Annotated in this window: 15 protein-coding genes; 7 read left to right on the plus strand and 8 right to left on the minus strand. The window is 59.5% G+C overall.

The window, feature by feature from the left end; all coding sequences use genetic code 11:
- Window positions 1-212: 212 nt before the first annotated feature.
- From ACXAET_RS18000 to ACXAET_RS18015, 4 genes are all read left to right on the plus strand, one after another.
- Window positions 213-572, plus strand: a complete 360-nt coding sequence (locus ACXAET_RS18000) for a glycine zipper family protein (protein ID WP_475188183.1) — start codon at window positions 213-215, stop codon at window positions 570-572.
- A gap of 11 nt (window positions 573-583) precedes the next feature.
- Entirely contained in the window at window positions 584-784 is a 201-nt protein-coding gene (locus tag ACXAET_RS18005; RefSeq protein ID WP_475188185.1) for a hypothetical protein, read from the plus strand.
- 23 nt (window positions 785-807) lie between these two features.
- On the plus strand, window positions 808-1659 hold the full coding sequence (locus ACXAET_RS18010) for an SDR family oxidoreductase (RefSeq protein ID WP_475188189.1): 852 nt from the start codon (window positions 808-810) through the stop codon (window positions 1657-1659).
- A gap of 699 nt (window positions 1660-2358) precedes the next feature.
- Window positions 2359-2796, plus strand: coding sequence for a phosphoribosyl-AMP cyclohydrolase (locus ACXAET_RS18015; RefSeq protein WP_475188193.1), 438 nt, complete (start codon window positions 2359-2361; stop codon window positions 2794-2796).
- A gap of 630 nt (window positions 2797-3426) precedes the next feature.
- On the opposite strand, the gene ACXAET_RS18020 is transcribed toward ACXAET_RS18015, so the two are convergent.
- A complete protein-coding gene (locus ACXAET_RS18020; RefSeq protein WP_475188198.1) occupies window positions 3427-3663 on the minus strand; it encodes a hypothetical protein in 237 nt (78 codons plus the stop codon).
- A gap of 370 nt (window positions 3664-4033) precedes the next feature.
- Here ACXAET_RS18020 and ACXAET_RS18025 point away from each other — a divergent pair, with 370 nt between their 5' ends.
- A complete protein-coding gene (locus ACXAET_RS18025) occupies window positions 4034-5212 on the plus strand; it encodes a PLP-dependent aminotransferase family protein (RefSeq protein WP_475188201.1) in 1179 nt (392 codons plus the stop codon).
- Window positions 5209-5997, plus strand: a complete 789-nt coding sequence (locus tag ACXAET_RS18030) for an SDR family NAD(P)-dependent oxidoreductase (RefSeq protein WP_475188204.1) — start codon at window positions 5209-5211, stop codon at window positions 5995-5997. The genes ACXAET_RS18025 and ACXAET_RS18030 overlap by 4 nt, the downstream gene beginning before the upstream one ends.
- Before the next feature lie 2 nt (window positions 5998-5999).
- Here ACXAET_RS18030 and ACXAET_RS18035 read toward each other — a convergent pair whose 3' ends face one another.
- The 7 genes from ACXAET_RS18035 to ACXAET_RS18065 form a co-directional block, all read right to left on the minus strand.
- Window positions 6000-7025, minus strand: a complete 1026-nt coding sequence (locus ACXAET_RS18035) for a hydroxyacid dehydrogenase (protein WP_475188205.1) — start codon at window positions 7023-7025, stop codon at window positions 6000-6002.
- Window positions 7022-8080, minus strand: coding sequence for a hypothetical protein (locus ACXAET_RS18040; RefSeq protein ID WP_475188206.1), 1059 nt, complete (start codon window positions 8078-8080; stop codon window positions 7022-7024). Before ACXAET_RS18040 ends, ACXAET_RS18035 begins: the two co-directional genes overlap by 4 nt.
- Window positions 8080-8829 carry an ATP-binding cassette domain-containing protein gene (locus ACXAET_RS18045; RefSeq protein WP_475188209.1) on the minus strand — a complete coding sequence of 250 codons (750 nt, stop codon included), beginning with the start codon at window positions 8827-8829 and terminating at the stop codon, window positions 8080-8082. Before ACXAET_RS18045 ends, ACXAET_RS18040 begins: the two co-directional genes overlap by 1 nt.
- Window positions 8830-8832: 3 nt before the next feature.
- Complete coding sequence (locus ACXAET_RS18050) at window positions 8833-9885, minus strand: ABC transporter permease (protein ID WP_475188211.1); 1053 nt, start codon at window positions 9883-9885, stop codon at window positions 8833-8835.
- Between the two features lie 84 nt (window positions 9886-9969).
- Window positions 9970-10905, minus strand: a complete 936-nt coding sequence (locus tag ACXAET_RS18055) for a substrate-binding domain-containing protein (RefSeq protein ID WP_475188213.1) — start codon at window positions 10903-10905, stop codon at window positions 9970-9972.
- Between the two features lie 70 nt (window positions 10906-10975).
- Entirely contained in the window at window positions 10976-11779 is an 804-nt protein-coding gene (locus tag ACXAET_RS18060) for a 3-methyl-2-oxobutanoate hydroxymethyltransferase (RefSeq protein WP_475188216.1), read from the minus strand.
- A complete protein-coding gene (locus ACXAET_RS18065; protein ID WP_475188217.1) occupies window positions 11776-12900 on the minus strand; it encodes a fatty acid desaturase family protein in 1125 nt (374 codons plus the stop codon). The genes ACXAET_RS18060 and ACXAET_RS18065 overlap by 4 nt, the downstream gene beginning before the upstream one ends.
- 287 nt (window positions 12901-13187) lie before the next feature.
- Here ACXAET_RS18065 and ACXAET_RS18070 point away from each other — a divergent pair, with 287 nt between their 5' ends.
- Window positions 13188-14216, plus strand: coding sequence for a LacI family DNA-binding transcriptional regulator (locus ACXAET_RS18070; protein ID WP_475188220.1), 1029 nt, complete (start codon window positions 13188-13190; stop codon window positions 14214-14216).
- Window positions 14217-14458 lie beyond the last annotated feature (242 nt).

A 14458-nucleotide genomic window follows, 5' to 3' on the forward strand; every position in this document is an offset into this window, starting at 1 on the left:
ATCAGCTTTGCCGACACAATTCGCACCAGAATAAACAACTGAAATTTATATACTAAAATCGCGACCGGTCCCGCCCAGCTTGTTCGAACGTGCGGGCCAGCCTGTCCGGTCGCAAGAGGCGGCAGACACCCCTACCCCTTTTTACATCGCTGATGCGTTGCTCGAGTTATGCGGCATTCGCAGCGGCAAAACTGTTGAAAAGGATCTCACTCATGAGACATCTGATCGTTCTACCCGCCGTTCTGGTCGTCGCTGCATGCGCCGACAGTGGGGCAAATTACCAACCCATCCTGGACGGACAGCCTACGGCGGCTTTCCAATCGGATCTTGCCGCCTGCCAATCGCTCGCCCGCAATCAGGACCAGCTTGATCAGAAAACCCTTAGAGCTACTGCCTTGGGTGCCGGGGCTGGCGCCGTTCTTGGCGAGGTCGATAATGACGGCGACGCGTTGGGTGGAGCCGTCGTAGGCGCACTCGCCGGAGGTGCAGCTGGCGCTGTGGACGCCAGTGAGCGGCGGGAAGCCATCGTTACCGAATGCATGCGCGGCCGCGGCCACCGCATTGTCGGATAAGGACACGCATCATGGCTGAGATCGTTCGCATTCGCGCGCGTCGGTTCAACGCGCTTTACCAACTCCTCACGGGGGCAGCTCATCCCGAGCTGCCCACTCCCTACCACGGATCGGACCACTTGAGAAAAGATGTCGGATTGCCAGAGCAACAAAAACGCTGCTTGATATTCTCTCCGCTTTGGACGTTCTCAATCGATCCACTTCAGCGCTAGTCACGAACACGGAGACCCAAGCAATGAAACGTGTCTTCATCGCAGGAGCAACTGGTTACCTCGGTCGTTTTCTTTGCAAGGAGTACCAGCACCGCGGCTGGCATGTCACCGCGTTGGTTCGAAAATCCAGCAGTCACGTCAACTTGCCTGCCCACCGGATCGTCGAAGCAGAAGCAACCTGGTCCGAAACCCTTTCGGGGACAATGGAAGACATCGATTTGGTGGTCTCCGCATTGGGCATAACACGTCAATCCGACGGCGTTGGGTATTGGGATGTAGACTATCAGGCCAATGTGAATCTTGTGGAAGAGGCAAAGCGCTGCAACATCGCGCGCTTTGCATATATCCATGTCCTCAATGCCGATCGTATGGAGAATGTTCCCCTGGTCGCGGCAAAGGCGGCCTTTGTGCGCAAACTCCAGGCATCGCATCTTCAGTCAACCGTGATCGCCCCAACGGGATACTTTTCCGATATGGGCGACTTCCTGAAGATGGCACAGACAGGACGCATTTGGTTGTTCGGAGATGGAAAACACAGGATCAACCCGATCCATGGGGCCGACCTAGCGGCAGCAGTTTTCGACGCAATTGAAAAGCGTGCTGATTGGGCAGAAATCGGTGGACCCGAGACCTTCACACAGAATGACCTCGCCGAACTGTGCTTCGAAGTTTTGGATAAGCATCCCCGCATAACGCATCTACCGGACATCCTGCGTCGTTTAACGATTTTCCTATTGCCGCGCATTGCGCCGCGCCGTATCGCAGGCCCCGCCCAGTTCTTTCTGACGGCAAGTGCGATGAATATGACCGCGCCGCCATCGGGAACACGCAAACTGGAGGATCATTTCAGATCATTAGTGAACGAACACAGCTGACTCATCTATTCTAAGGAATGACCCTGCGGGCCTGAACCAGTCCGCAAACCTGTCGGGCTATTTGAACCAAAAAGCGGCTCTGCTGCAAGCTAAGGACAGTCGGCGGTCTTGTGAATACGGGTTGAACGTATCCTGTTGTTATCAGTTGAAAGCCCGCTCACGATTTCCTTCGAAGGCACTCAATATCCGAAAGAGGGTCAGTTGAGAATTTTATGCTGGGCACCGAAAGGTATCAGGAAAAACTCATTGACCCACCAGCACGCCCAATATTCGACATCGCGGCGGGTGTCATCCAAGCGGTATGTAAGATTCATGGTGTTGGCTGGTCGATGTTAAAGCCAACGATAGCACAGATCGCTTTATCATTCCCCGGGGCAGTTTCGCCGTGATCCGTGATACTCACGAATGGCAAAACGGAGCCCAAAAAGACCTCTGCTGGTTAACTTTGCGGGTCCCGAGAATTCGAAGACGCTGACCGAAGCTGATTCCGTATGACATAACCGCTTTGTTGTAGAAGTAAGTGTCTCGAAACACGGAATGACGGATGTAATGCAACTTACGATGTCACAGATATCTGTTGCTGGCCGACCCCCGGATGTTCTATGTGACTTCCCCAAATCGTGGTGCTGGAGCGAAAGCAACAACAGGATCTAAGAAGCTAAGGGGGGAAACAAAATTTCAGACCGCAATTTTGAGTCCATGACCAAAGCGGAGGTTGTGGCTGCGCAACGCGCCTGGGTCAAATATGTTACCGAACAGGACGTTGATCGATTACTTGATCTGTATGACTTTGGTGATGCGGACGAACCATTGTTGTTCAAGCCCACGTTGGCAGATGTGATCAGAATGGACCGAGAAGGCGCTCGGGCCTATTTCGTCGGAGGCGACCCGAACTACCCGCAGGACACAGGTTTCCTTAAGCGCAACTGGGTGAGAGTTGAATTCCAAAGCGCCGTGGGTCCGATCCTCAAAGCGGGCGGGCTTGGCTACAAGGATATGGGTCATTACACATTTGTGGATCGCGACGGAAATGCTACCCGAGCAGATTACACCTTTGCGTACCACAAGCTGGACGGGCGTGTTTTGATCTCATTGCACCATTCTTCATTGACGTGGACTCCGCCGTTTGAGGAATAGCGCCCTGACTGGTTCAGAAACCCTCTCTTATCAAATCGACTTAAGCTGTCCCATTGGTGCTGACGTCAGACAAGGCCATACCGACAGCGCCAAGCCCAAACAAGGTCGCACCAGGCTCGACCTTGTTTGGGAGCTGATGCATTCGATCATCCGCGCAACGAATTTGGTGGCGGCAGATTTTTTCGACGCTGCGAAAGCATGAACTCAAGTGTCTTGCCGTGCTTGACGACAGCTCAATATAGATAAACCTACGCTCGTTTCACCTCGATGTAAGTTCTTTAGTTGAGCAGCAATTCTCGATGAGTTTATTCCGGTATGAACCACCTGCAAGGTTCTTTCCGAAGTCATCCTGTTGGAGCCTCATCTCGGCGTCCAAGGCATCAACCCCCAAAGGTTTCATGCGTTGTCTTTTCTTGGCAACCGCATGTAGATCGAACGGGTTCGGTCGACAGCCTGCCGCGTTGATCGGTACGGCAACTCGTGAACGGGAAGTCCGCTTGTTCTATCGGATATACAAGACGTCTCTGTTTTCCGTGATGACAAACCGGTTGTCAGGGCAGGAAAATTCCCGCGAATGACGGATTGTGTTGACCTCGCGCTCCGCCGAGGTCCGAGATATACAGGTTGGTTTCAGCCACAGTAAAACGATCCATCGTCATTCAGGGTGAAGTCGCGGTTGTTGACGATGGTTGTGTCGTTTTTCATGAAGCCATCAGACCCATAGACGGTAACTGACCAGAAAGCATCAATTGGGGCAACTTCACGGCTGGCCGTGTAGCATCCATCCACTTCTGGCGGCCCCGCATAGTTTATGTCAACCGCGTCATTTTTCGGAGACAGACTCCGGCGGCTCTGTTGCACCAGCACCCTAGAGCGCCGCCTCGTTCCTCCGTCACGCACCCGGAACGGATGGGTGCCCAGGGCCACGCACGCCGGAGTGCGCAGCAGATTACGTCTTCTTTGTCGATGTCATCCAGCGCACAAGTATCGATCCAGTCTGCCATACTCCGCGGCCAGATAACCCCTGCAATGGACGTAGCAGACCAGCGTAGCACTTTTCCACGAACGAACCTCCAAGCCCATAGGCCCCATTCCGGCCGACGCAAGCCTTGCAGTTCCAACCGGTGTGACCGAGTATCAAAGGATCGCTACAAACCACAACCTAAGGCCCACCGAGCATGGACCTCAAACAACCTAACCAAAAGACTCGCTTCCTGACTGCGACAGGAAACACGCGATGAGCGATGGTCTTGGGCATCGTGGGCTGACCCCGGTCATCAATGCCTCTGGCACCATGACCGCCATCGGGGCGTCCCGCATCCTGCCCGAGGTCGCAGCGGCGATGTCCGAAATCTCAGGGCATTTCGTCAGGATCGAGGATCTCCAAGCCCTTGCCAACCGGACCATCGCCGACGCCACAGGGGCCGAGGCCGGCTTCGTCACCGCCTGCAGCGCGGCCGGCGTGACCCTATGCGTCGCCGCCGCTCTGACCGGTGATGACCTCGCGCGGATCGAAGCCCTGCCAAACCTGCCGGGCATCGAACGCCGCGTCGGTGTCCAGATGGGGCATCTTGTCAACTACGGCGCCCCGGTGCCTCAGGCCGTCGCGGTCGCAGGGGCCGAGGTTGTCCCGCTCGGCACGGCCGCCTTGTGCGAAACCTATCATCTGAGAGCCGCGCTGGAGGCTGGGTTGGCCGCCGTGCTCCATGTCGTGTCGCACCACACGGTGCGGGAGGGCGAGTTGCCTCTCGATCTGGTCATCGAGCTCTGCGCCGCCCATGGCACGCCGGTCATTGTGGACGCGGCCAGCGAATACGACCTGACAGGGCCGGTCGCTGCCGGGGCCAATGCGGCGATCTATTCGGGCCACAAGTTCCTGTCCGGTCCAACCACTGGGATCATCGCCGGAAAGGCGGAGTTTATCCGTGCGGTGGCGCTGCAAAGCCGCGGAATTGGGCGGATCACAAAGATCGGCAAGGAAGGCATCTTTGGGGTCATTGCTGCGCTGGAGGCCTGGCAACGCCGGGACCACGCTGCCGAAAAGGCCCGGGAAAACGCCATCGTCGCCCTGTGGCTCCAGTCCCTTTCCGGGATCGATGGCGTGGTCCTGGCCCGCCACGCTGACTGGACCGGAAACCCCATTACGCGGGTTGAGATGGTGATTGACCCCATTGCCGCTGGCCTTTTCGCCTGGGAACTCGCCGAGCGGCTATCCTACAGGACACCGGCCATTGCCGTGCGGGACGACTTGGCTGAACACCAAAGGCTCTACCTTGATCCTTGCAATCTGACCGAGGAGGAAGCGTCCATCGTTGCGGTGGCCCTGCGCGATGTCCTCGACGCGGCGCGGGCATCGGGCGATGGGTGTCAGGTACCGTGGAGCGCGGTCAAACACCGGCGCGGAGAGGGCCTGTGATCGAAACCCAAGGCCTTCTCTCCGATCGCGTGATCCTCATCACCGGCGCAGCGCAGGGCATCGGGCTGGCTCTGGCTGCGGCGGCGCTGGAGCACGGCGCAAATGTCATGATGGCCGACATCGATGCGGAAGGTTGCCGGGACGCAGCTGATCATCTCGGCGGTCCGCAGGCTGGGGCTCACGCCTTGGCGATGGATGTCCGGTTGGCCAAAGATATCGAGGCGGCGAGGGACAACATCGCGAACCGGTTCGGACGACTGGATGGGCTGGTGAACAACGCGGCTGTCCTCGCCGAAGGCAGCATTGAAGATACGAATCCCGACCAGTTTGAGGCGGTAATTTCCACCAACCTGACCTCAATGCTCCGCGTGACGCAGGCGATGGTGCCGGTCCTTACGAAAAGCGCCGACGCTGCGGTCGTCAACACCCTGTCCACCCAAGCATTCTTCGGACAGCCCCGCAGCGCGGCCTACGCAGCGGCCAAGGGCGGCGCGGCGAGTCTGACGCGCTCTATGGCCGTCGACCTGGCGCCGCACGGCATCCGTGCCAACGGGGTTGCGCCGGGCTTCATCGACACCCGGATGGCGATCACTGCGAAAGGCCAACACGAGCACGCCGACCCGGTTTTTCAGGAGGTCTATCTGAATCGGCGGCGTATCCCGCTCGGCCGCCCAGGCACCCCCGAGGATTGCGCCGGTGCCTTTCTGTTTCTTCTCTCTCCGCTATCGCGCTACATCACCGGTCAAGTCATTAACGTGGATGGTGGGCTGACAGCGACCTATTGAAATCAGCTCTTATCTACGGGCTTCGAACGCATCTTGGCCACCGTCTCCCTTTCGGCCCGCTTGCAGCGCGTGGGCGGCAGGCCTCGGTCGAGGAGAGCCATGTCCTCCAACACCATGTCGCCCATAGCCTTGAACGCGACATCCATTGCCCCTGCCCTGTGGGCTGACCTTATGAAACCCGGCGTCCGGCGCACTGGGTGGTCGGCGGCTTCGGGTTCCTGGGGGAATACATCAGAAGCGGCAAGGATATGACCGTCGGCGACCGCAGCGACAAGGTCGTCAAAATTCACTACCCCGGCCCGGCTGAGCAGGATGAAGGCGGCACCAGATTGCATCTTGTTGAAGGCAGACTTGTCCAAGAACCCCTCGTTTTCGTCCGTCACTGCGGCGAGGACAAAGACAAGGTCGCTCTTGCGCAGCAGAGTATCTAGGTCCACCGGTTCGGCCCCGGCATCGACAATGACCGAAGGCGGCAACCAGGGGTCGTGAATGCGAAGATGGGGTCGAAAGGGCTGAAGAAGTGGCAGAAGCGACCGACCGATCGCCCCGAACCCGATCAGCCCGACATCAGCCCCGGTGAGGAGCCGAGCGGAGTGATTGCCATCAAGCCCCCAAAGCTCTCGCCCCTCTCTGAAGGCGAGATCGGCATCCGTGATGCCGCGCAGAAGATCGAGTGCCAGACCTAACCCGATCTCGGCCACCGGGCGGGCGAAGACCTCCATTGTCGTGACAACATGGATGCCCCGCTGAAAGAGCCGGGGATAAGGCATGTTGAGGAACAGGTTGCCTTCCACATTGAAGACGCATTTCAGGCTCTGCATCCGTTCCAACGTTGCCTCATCAATGGGGGGCTGACCGATCACATAGCGGGTGTCGCGGAGCACGTCGTCCGGCAGAGTGGCGAGCGCGTCCGCTTCGACCTCGTGAATGTCATACCGCGCGTGCAGCTCAGACAGCTTTTCGGGGCGAAAGATCAGGTCCAACGTGCGCGGTTCTGGCGCGGAGATGACGATGGGTCGGTCGGTCATGGCGTGTCCAATCTGAGAAACGCTGTGTGAAAGGGGACGGTGCGTATGGCTCCGTCCTCGCCTGTGATCACGAGGCCGCCATCTACGATCTCGATACCGGTGACCGCCGCACCGGATGGCCAGGCGATGGCCCCGGTTACATGCCGCATATCGACGCCTCCGAAAGGATCAAGGGTCAGCGCCCCCGGACCGGAAAGGTCGAACTCGGTCGACACGCCGAGCATGTGATCGGCGGCACCCTCCTCAACACCAAGGCAACCGATGTGTCGGCCCGACCATGGCGCGTAGTCGCGCCCACCATTCGATTGCCAGAGCATGGTCATCGGCACGTGCCGAGGGTGGCGGAGCGAGAGGTAGAGGTCGCCCTCCTGCGGGCGGGTCACGGCGGTCCAGCCGAGCGGGCTGTCGCCAGCCTCTACTCCGATAGCGAAGTCCTCGGTTCGGTCGAACCAGGGATACGTCATCAGATCGACGGTGCTGCCATCCGCAGCGGGGAAAGCCCTTGGGTCCTCCGACCGTGCCGGGCAGGCGATGCGGGACCTGCCCATGGCGGGGTCGGTTTCCTGCGGTGTCTTTGGCGTCTCCCAATGGCTTTTGGCAGAGGTGCGGATCAAGGCACCGTTGGGGACCGAGACATTGCCGTGATTGGCCGCCGAGACGCGACCCTCCCCACCGATGAAGATGTGACGCTGGTAGACGAATGGGTGGTTGTCAAAGACCGATAGCTCCTTGACCAGCGTGGCCCCGTAGACGGGCCGCGAACAGATCGCCCGCACTTTGTCCGATGCGCCAAGCGCAATGTCCCAGGGCACATTGGCAGGCCAACCGTGGAGTGGGCTGCCGCTCTCGGAGGCGGCAAACGGCGCGCAGAAGAAATCACCGCCAAGCCCGGCCATCAATGGATCGGCACCATCGGGCATCCTCTCGCCCGTTCCGACCCATGGAGCGCGGTGGAGGGGGGCAACCTCGCGCCCCTCATCCGTCACCAGGAAGGCATCGAGCCGCCCCAGTTCCGGTGCAAACCGTGCGGTGATGCCGTTCGCCACGATCTGCATCAGGCCACCAGGTCTTCGCCGGTTATGATGTTCTCGACATCCTGAATGCTGGATGTCGTGGGGCTTAGATCATCCGCAACCACCTCTCCCCGTCGCATGACCACCATCCGGTCCACGACCTGAAAAACATGGTGGATGTTGTGCGCGATAAAGATACAGGCATGGCCCTTGTTTCGGGCATCTCGGACGAAGTTCAACACACCTTGGGTTTCGGCCACGCCGAGATTGTTGGTCGGCTCATCGAGAATGATGATTTCGCTATCGAAATACATCGCCCGGGCGATGGCGACAGCCTGCCTCTCACCCCCCGAAAGAGAACTGATCGGCGTGGTGGGCGGGATATTCTTGGTGATCCCGACCCGGCGCAACAGGTCAGAAGCGACGCGGTTCATCTCGGCCTGATCGAGGCGGCCGAGCGGGCCTCGGGTCAGCTCTCGGCCCAGAAACAGGTTCCGCGCGATCGACAGTTGCGGGACCAGCGCGCTGTCCTGATAAATCGTCTCAACACCGGCCGCGATTGCGTCGTTGCTGGAGTTGAGCAGCACTTCCCTGCCATTTATCAGGATTTGGCCCGACGCATAGGGCACGACCCCCGACAGGACCTTGATCAGGGTCGACTTACCGGCACCATTGTCACCCAGCAGGCCCACGATCTCACCGGGATTGACCTGCAAGCTGACGCCGCGCAGGGCATGGATGCGGCCATAGTACTTCTCGATATTGCGCATCTCGACAATAGGGGTAGTCATGGCTCAAGTCCCCTCATTGTGGCGTCGTTCAAGCGCCGAATGGAGCGCCATCATGCCCAGGATGATCGCCCCGATAAAGATGTTGTACGCAAGCCCCGGAACCCCGATCAAGACGATCCCGTTGCGCATCAGGCGCAGGATCAGGACGCCCAGAACCGTGCCGATGATCGTGCCTCTCCCTCCCATCAGGGCGGTGCCGCCGATCACCACCATGGCAATGACCTCCAGTTCGTAGGTCGTGCCGGAATTGGGGTTGGCGGCCGAGACGCGAATTGAAGAGATGATGCCGGCCAGACCGGCAAGGGCCGAGGTCAGCATAAATAGCATCATCTTAACTCGCCGGATCGGCACGCCACGGTTTCGGGCGGCGGCTGGATTGCCGCCGGTAGCCTGTATCCAATTCCCGAACCGGGTCCGGGTCAGGACGTAATGTAGGATGCCGGCAATCAGAATGAACCAAATCAGGCTCATATAGACCCGTAGTCCGCCCGAGCAGAAGTCGCCCTCACCCGCGATACAGAAATCGCCCACCAGAAACTCGGCCAGCCACTGGTTGCTGGCGTCCCATGTCCGCTGGGGAAAGCCGCTTGTCAGCCAAAGCGCACTGCCCCGCACGACAAGCAACATGCCAAGCGTTACCAGGAAGGACGGAATTTTTAACCGGGTGACGAAGAACCCGTTCACCGCGCCAATAAACACGGCCACTGCCATAGCGATGAAGAAAGCCAGCGGCAAAGACATCTCCACCGAATTGATCAGCGTCCACATGACCACCGCCGTAAAACCAAAAACCGACCCCACGGACAGGTCGAACTCGCCGCTTGTCATCAGTAGGGTCATCCCGAGGGCGATCAGCCCCAGCTCCACCGTAAAGGTCAGAGCGTTCGAGATGTTGTTGAACGACATGAAAGCCGGGTTGATCGAGGTGAACACAATCAGCATCACGATCAGCAGGATCAGCGGCCCCAGTTCCGGCGAGGACGATAAACGGCGCAGAAAGTCAGTGTTGCGGGGACTGGCATCGCCGGGGGCGGACGCGGTCTTTTCGTCGGTCATGGAGGCTCCAGAAACAGGCAAGCATTGGTTTTTGAGGGTGCCCGCGGCAAGTCAGATACGCACCGCGGGCCGGGAGGAGACGGTTTAATTGCCGCCCATGATCCCGTGGTAAAGCGCGGCCTGATCAGCCTCGTAAAGCGCCCCAGTGATGATATTGAAGCCGACGGGGATACTTGAGGTTTCCATCAGTGCGGCGGATAGGCACATATAGCTGGTGGCCTGCGGGTCCTGCCACATTGCGGCGTTCACATAGCCATCCATGACGCCTTGGGTGGTATCCAGGCTGTTGCCCCAGCCCACGACCGGGATTTCACCCGGAGCGACCCCAGCTTGGTTCCAAACCCGAACGACCGATCCAGTCACCAGGTCGCCGAGGCCGATCATTGCATCGATCCTGTCCCGGTTCGCCGTCATGTAATCGGTCATCCGGGTGATGATCTCAGCCTGGTCGAGCGTGGCGTCGGTGACCTCCCAGGTGATGTTCAGAGGCTCAAAGACGCTGGCGATGCCTTCCTCCTCCTGCACGCCATAGGTAGCGCCGGGCACTTCGACCGGCATCCAGACGAAATCGCCCGATTCAACCAGCTCATTGTCCACCAGATACTGCGCCCAGGCCCGACCGACCGAGACGAGATCACCGCCAATATAGGCGTTCCAGTCGGCGCTGGGATCGGGCGTGTTGAAGTTCAGGGTCGGGATACCGGCAGCACGGGCCTCGGCCACCACATCAATCAAGGAGCCCGGATCAGGATTCGACGAACAGATTCCGTCAGCGCCAGCAGCGACGGCAGCGCGCATGGCCTCCTGATGGCTGGGCACATCACCGGAATGGAACGAGGTGTTGACCGTATGCCCAGTGTCAGCCGCCCATTGCTCGGCCCCTTCCAGAAAATAGGTCCAAACCGGGTCCGCGGGCGAGCCGTGGCTGATCCAGTAGAATGTCTTGCTGTCCTGCGCAAAAACCGCGCTGGCCGTGAGGGTGAGCGCGGCGCTGGCCCCCAGGAAAATACGTCTGTTCATTATGGTTCTCCTCCTTGTTGGTCTGTGTCGTGGCCGCCAGGGTCTTGGTGCCCCGCTTGACCGGTCTTACTCAGGCTTGCTCCAACCTCTCACGAAACGTCTTGAGCTCGGCGGGGTCCATCCGCACAAGGTGTTTGTCCTCGGGGTAGGCGCCGCTAGCCACATCTGCGGCAAACTCTTCGAATGCCGCGACGCGCTCCTGCTGCAGCCTGGCATATTCGGTGGCAAAGTCCCGATAAATCTTGGAATGGCGGGGAATGTGGCCATCGGTATAGCCGAGGATATCATTGGCAAAGAGATATTGTGCGTCGCAGCCCGCGCCCGCACCCATGGACCAGAGCAGGATATCGGTGCGCTTGGTGATCTCGCTGGCGACCTCTTCGGGAACCACTTCGATTTCCACCGCAAAGGCCCCAGCAGCCTCGTAATCCTTCACGTCCTGCAAGAGCTTCAGTGCGCCGTCAGAGGTCTTGCCTACTGCGCGAAAGCCGCCCGTCCACGTGGCGCGGGCGGGGCAAAGGCCGACGTGACCAACCACAGGGACGTATTCCTTGGCGAGATATTCGACCGTATCGAAGGAGCCCGAGCAATAGATCGCATCCGCGCCCCGGTTCATCGCGTCCGTAGCCCACCGTAGGTAGTCGTCGGGTGTTCCGGCCTCCAGATGGGTGCGGCCAGTCATGGAAAAAACGCTCGGCGCTACCTCGCGGTAGCGGGCATCAAACAGGATGTCGTCCGGAACCGAGGCGATGTCGATCCCTGCCGCCTCCGCCGCTGCGGCTTCGTCCAGGCTGAAGTACCGCAGCATAGACTTCTGCCCCTTGCCCTTGTCGGCCAAAAGGTCCGCAACTGTGGGGAGTTTACGGGCGCTCACGTGTCGCGCCTGTCGGGGACATGTTGGTGCAACTCGTCCCGATAGGGTTTGGCCGTCGGCGGCAGCTCCTTCTTGAAATAGTAGCCGGGTTCGTGGCGCTGCCGGATCACGGCGGTCCACATCTCGCGATAAGCGTCCGCGATTGAGCTGTTGGGCGGCGGCAGGTCATCCTTGATCAATTCGTGCAGCTTCGGCAGCGCGTGATAGGGCACCATCGGAAACATGTGGTGTTCGATGTGATACTGCATGTTCCAGTAAATCCAGCCGGAAATTGGGTTGATATACACCGTGCGGCTGTTGAGCCGGTGGTCGAGCACATCTTCAGCCAAGCCGCCATGTTGCAGCAGCCCCATCATCACCATGTGCCAGCAGCCATAAATCCGGGGCAGACCAATCAGCAAAAACGGAATGACCGACGCCCAACCCATCCCAGCGGTCGCCATACCCAGCGCAATGGCGACAGTGACTGCATAGATCAGGACATGGACCCGAGCCCAGAACACAGCCTTGGGCCGCTCGTTTTCGGGGATATAGTCCAGCTCATCATCAGAGAACCTGCCAAAAGCCTGCCGGAACAGAGTCTTAAGCGATATCCAGGCATCAACGATCCCGACATAGGCCAGGACTTTAAGGGTCAGATTGATGGGATGCATCCAGGCAATCTCGGGGTCCCGGCCCACAATGATTGTGTCGGTGTGGTGACGGGCATGGGACCAGCGCCAGGCAATAGGGTTCCTCATCACCTGAAACGAGGCGATGTGATAAACTACATCGTTCATCCACCGCGTCTTGAACGCCGTGCCGTGCCCGGCCTCGTGCCAACGCGAGTCGCAGGCTGAACCGTAGATGACCCCGTAGGCCAGCCAGAACGGCACCGCCCACCAACTGCCCCATAGCAGAATGCCAGCGGCTGCAAAGATCACGTGAAGCGCGACCCAGATCGCCGTGTCGCGCAGGGCAATCTTATCGTTGCGCGCCATCAGCTGTTTCATGGTCTTCCGGGGGATGTCGCTATGATACCACTCGGCCGCCGCCAGCCCGGCCTTGATCGCATGGCGGGCCCGGTCGCCGGTCAGGGAATAGTCGGAAACCGCGGTCTCGGCCGCCATATCCTTCGCCATCTGATCCTCCCAAACACCCCGGTCCGCGATCTTCGGCCCACAGCGGCCGCCTGTCTCACTTTCGGCTGGCCTGTCATCCTGGCGGCTTTTGCAGTGCCTCAGTGTTCTGTCGAGCATTGCGAACCCGGTGAAGGTACTCAACCGCCAATCACATCAGATCACATCAGCCTTCCACTCCGAAACAGAAAGATCCAGAGAGGGGATAGACTCGAATTTATGGTGTGGCCAAGACTTACTGAGTTTGATGTGATACATCAGCGTGACGTCCGGCGAGTGAGGCCATCCCCATGCGCAAAGCAACAATTCCCGACATCGCACGCCATGCCGGCCTGTCTACGGCCACGGTCGACCGGGCCCTCAACGGGCGAAAAGGCGTCAGCGCCACCAACCGGCACCGGGTCTTAAAAGCGGCCGAGGAACTGGGGGCACTGCCCTCAGAAGGTATGGTGCGCCTGCCGTCGCGTCCGGCGCATTTGGTCTTCCTCATCCCGTTTGGCCAGAACATGTTCATGCGCGACCTGGCGCGGTCGATCACCAACTTGTCGACTGGTCTGCCGCTTGTCGCCTCCTGCAATATCGTCACAATGGACGGGATAGGTCCAGAAGCGCTCGACAGGGCGCTCGATGCGGTGTCGCCCAACACGCACGGCGTGGGGATCATTACCACGGATCACGCGCGGAGCAGGGCCGCAATTACCCGACTGTGCGAGAGCGGCGTGCGGGTTGTCACAATCGCGTCCGACCTGCCGGATACGCCGCGGTCATCCTATGTGGGCGTCGACAACAAGATTGCGGGGCGGACGGCAGGACAGCTCATGGGGATGCTCGCCCCGGTGCAAACTGGCGGCGTTGCGGTGATCCTCGGATCGCGCCGGTTTCATGGTCATTCTGAACGGGAGCGGGGCTTTCAGGATTACGTGCGCCAAAAACTGCCCGGACTAAAGATCGTCGCTGCAATTGAAACGGGGGAGGACAACCGCCGCTCTAATGCCGCGACCCAAGATCTTTTGCGGCATCAACCGGATCTGGCCGGGATCTACTGCGTCGGGGCAAGCCGAACGGGAATTGTCGAGGCGATCGAAGGCCTCGGGGCCAACCGCCCCGGCCTGATCATGCACGACCTCACTGACACGTCCCGGGAATGGCTGGCGCGGGGTTTGGTGGACGTCGTGATCGACCAGAACCCGCGACTTGTCGGGGAACAGGCGGTCATCCATCTCTTGGGCTCCATCGCCGCGCGAACCCCGCTTTTGTCGCTCAAACCCATCGAGCCCAGGATCATCCTGCAGGAAAACATCCCCGCCAGAGTACCCTGACTGGATGTGTCGCAAACTGTGGGTGTTGGTCGACTTAAACGCGAGTCTCGCTTCTTGGTAAAGAGAGGCCTTTGCCGCCGCGACCTGCGAATGGGTCGACGGACTGTCGCGAATGCACCCCCAAGTCGAACAGGTGACCCGCAACGTTTTAAACCGCCATGCGCCCTGAGGCGTCATGATTGATGTGCCTCACAAACGTTCGTAGCGCACCCATTCTGACGCCTCTGCCAAAGGGATGGGAT

The sequence above is a fragment of the Ruegeria sp. AWH4_226 genome, from assembly GCF_056159225.1.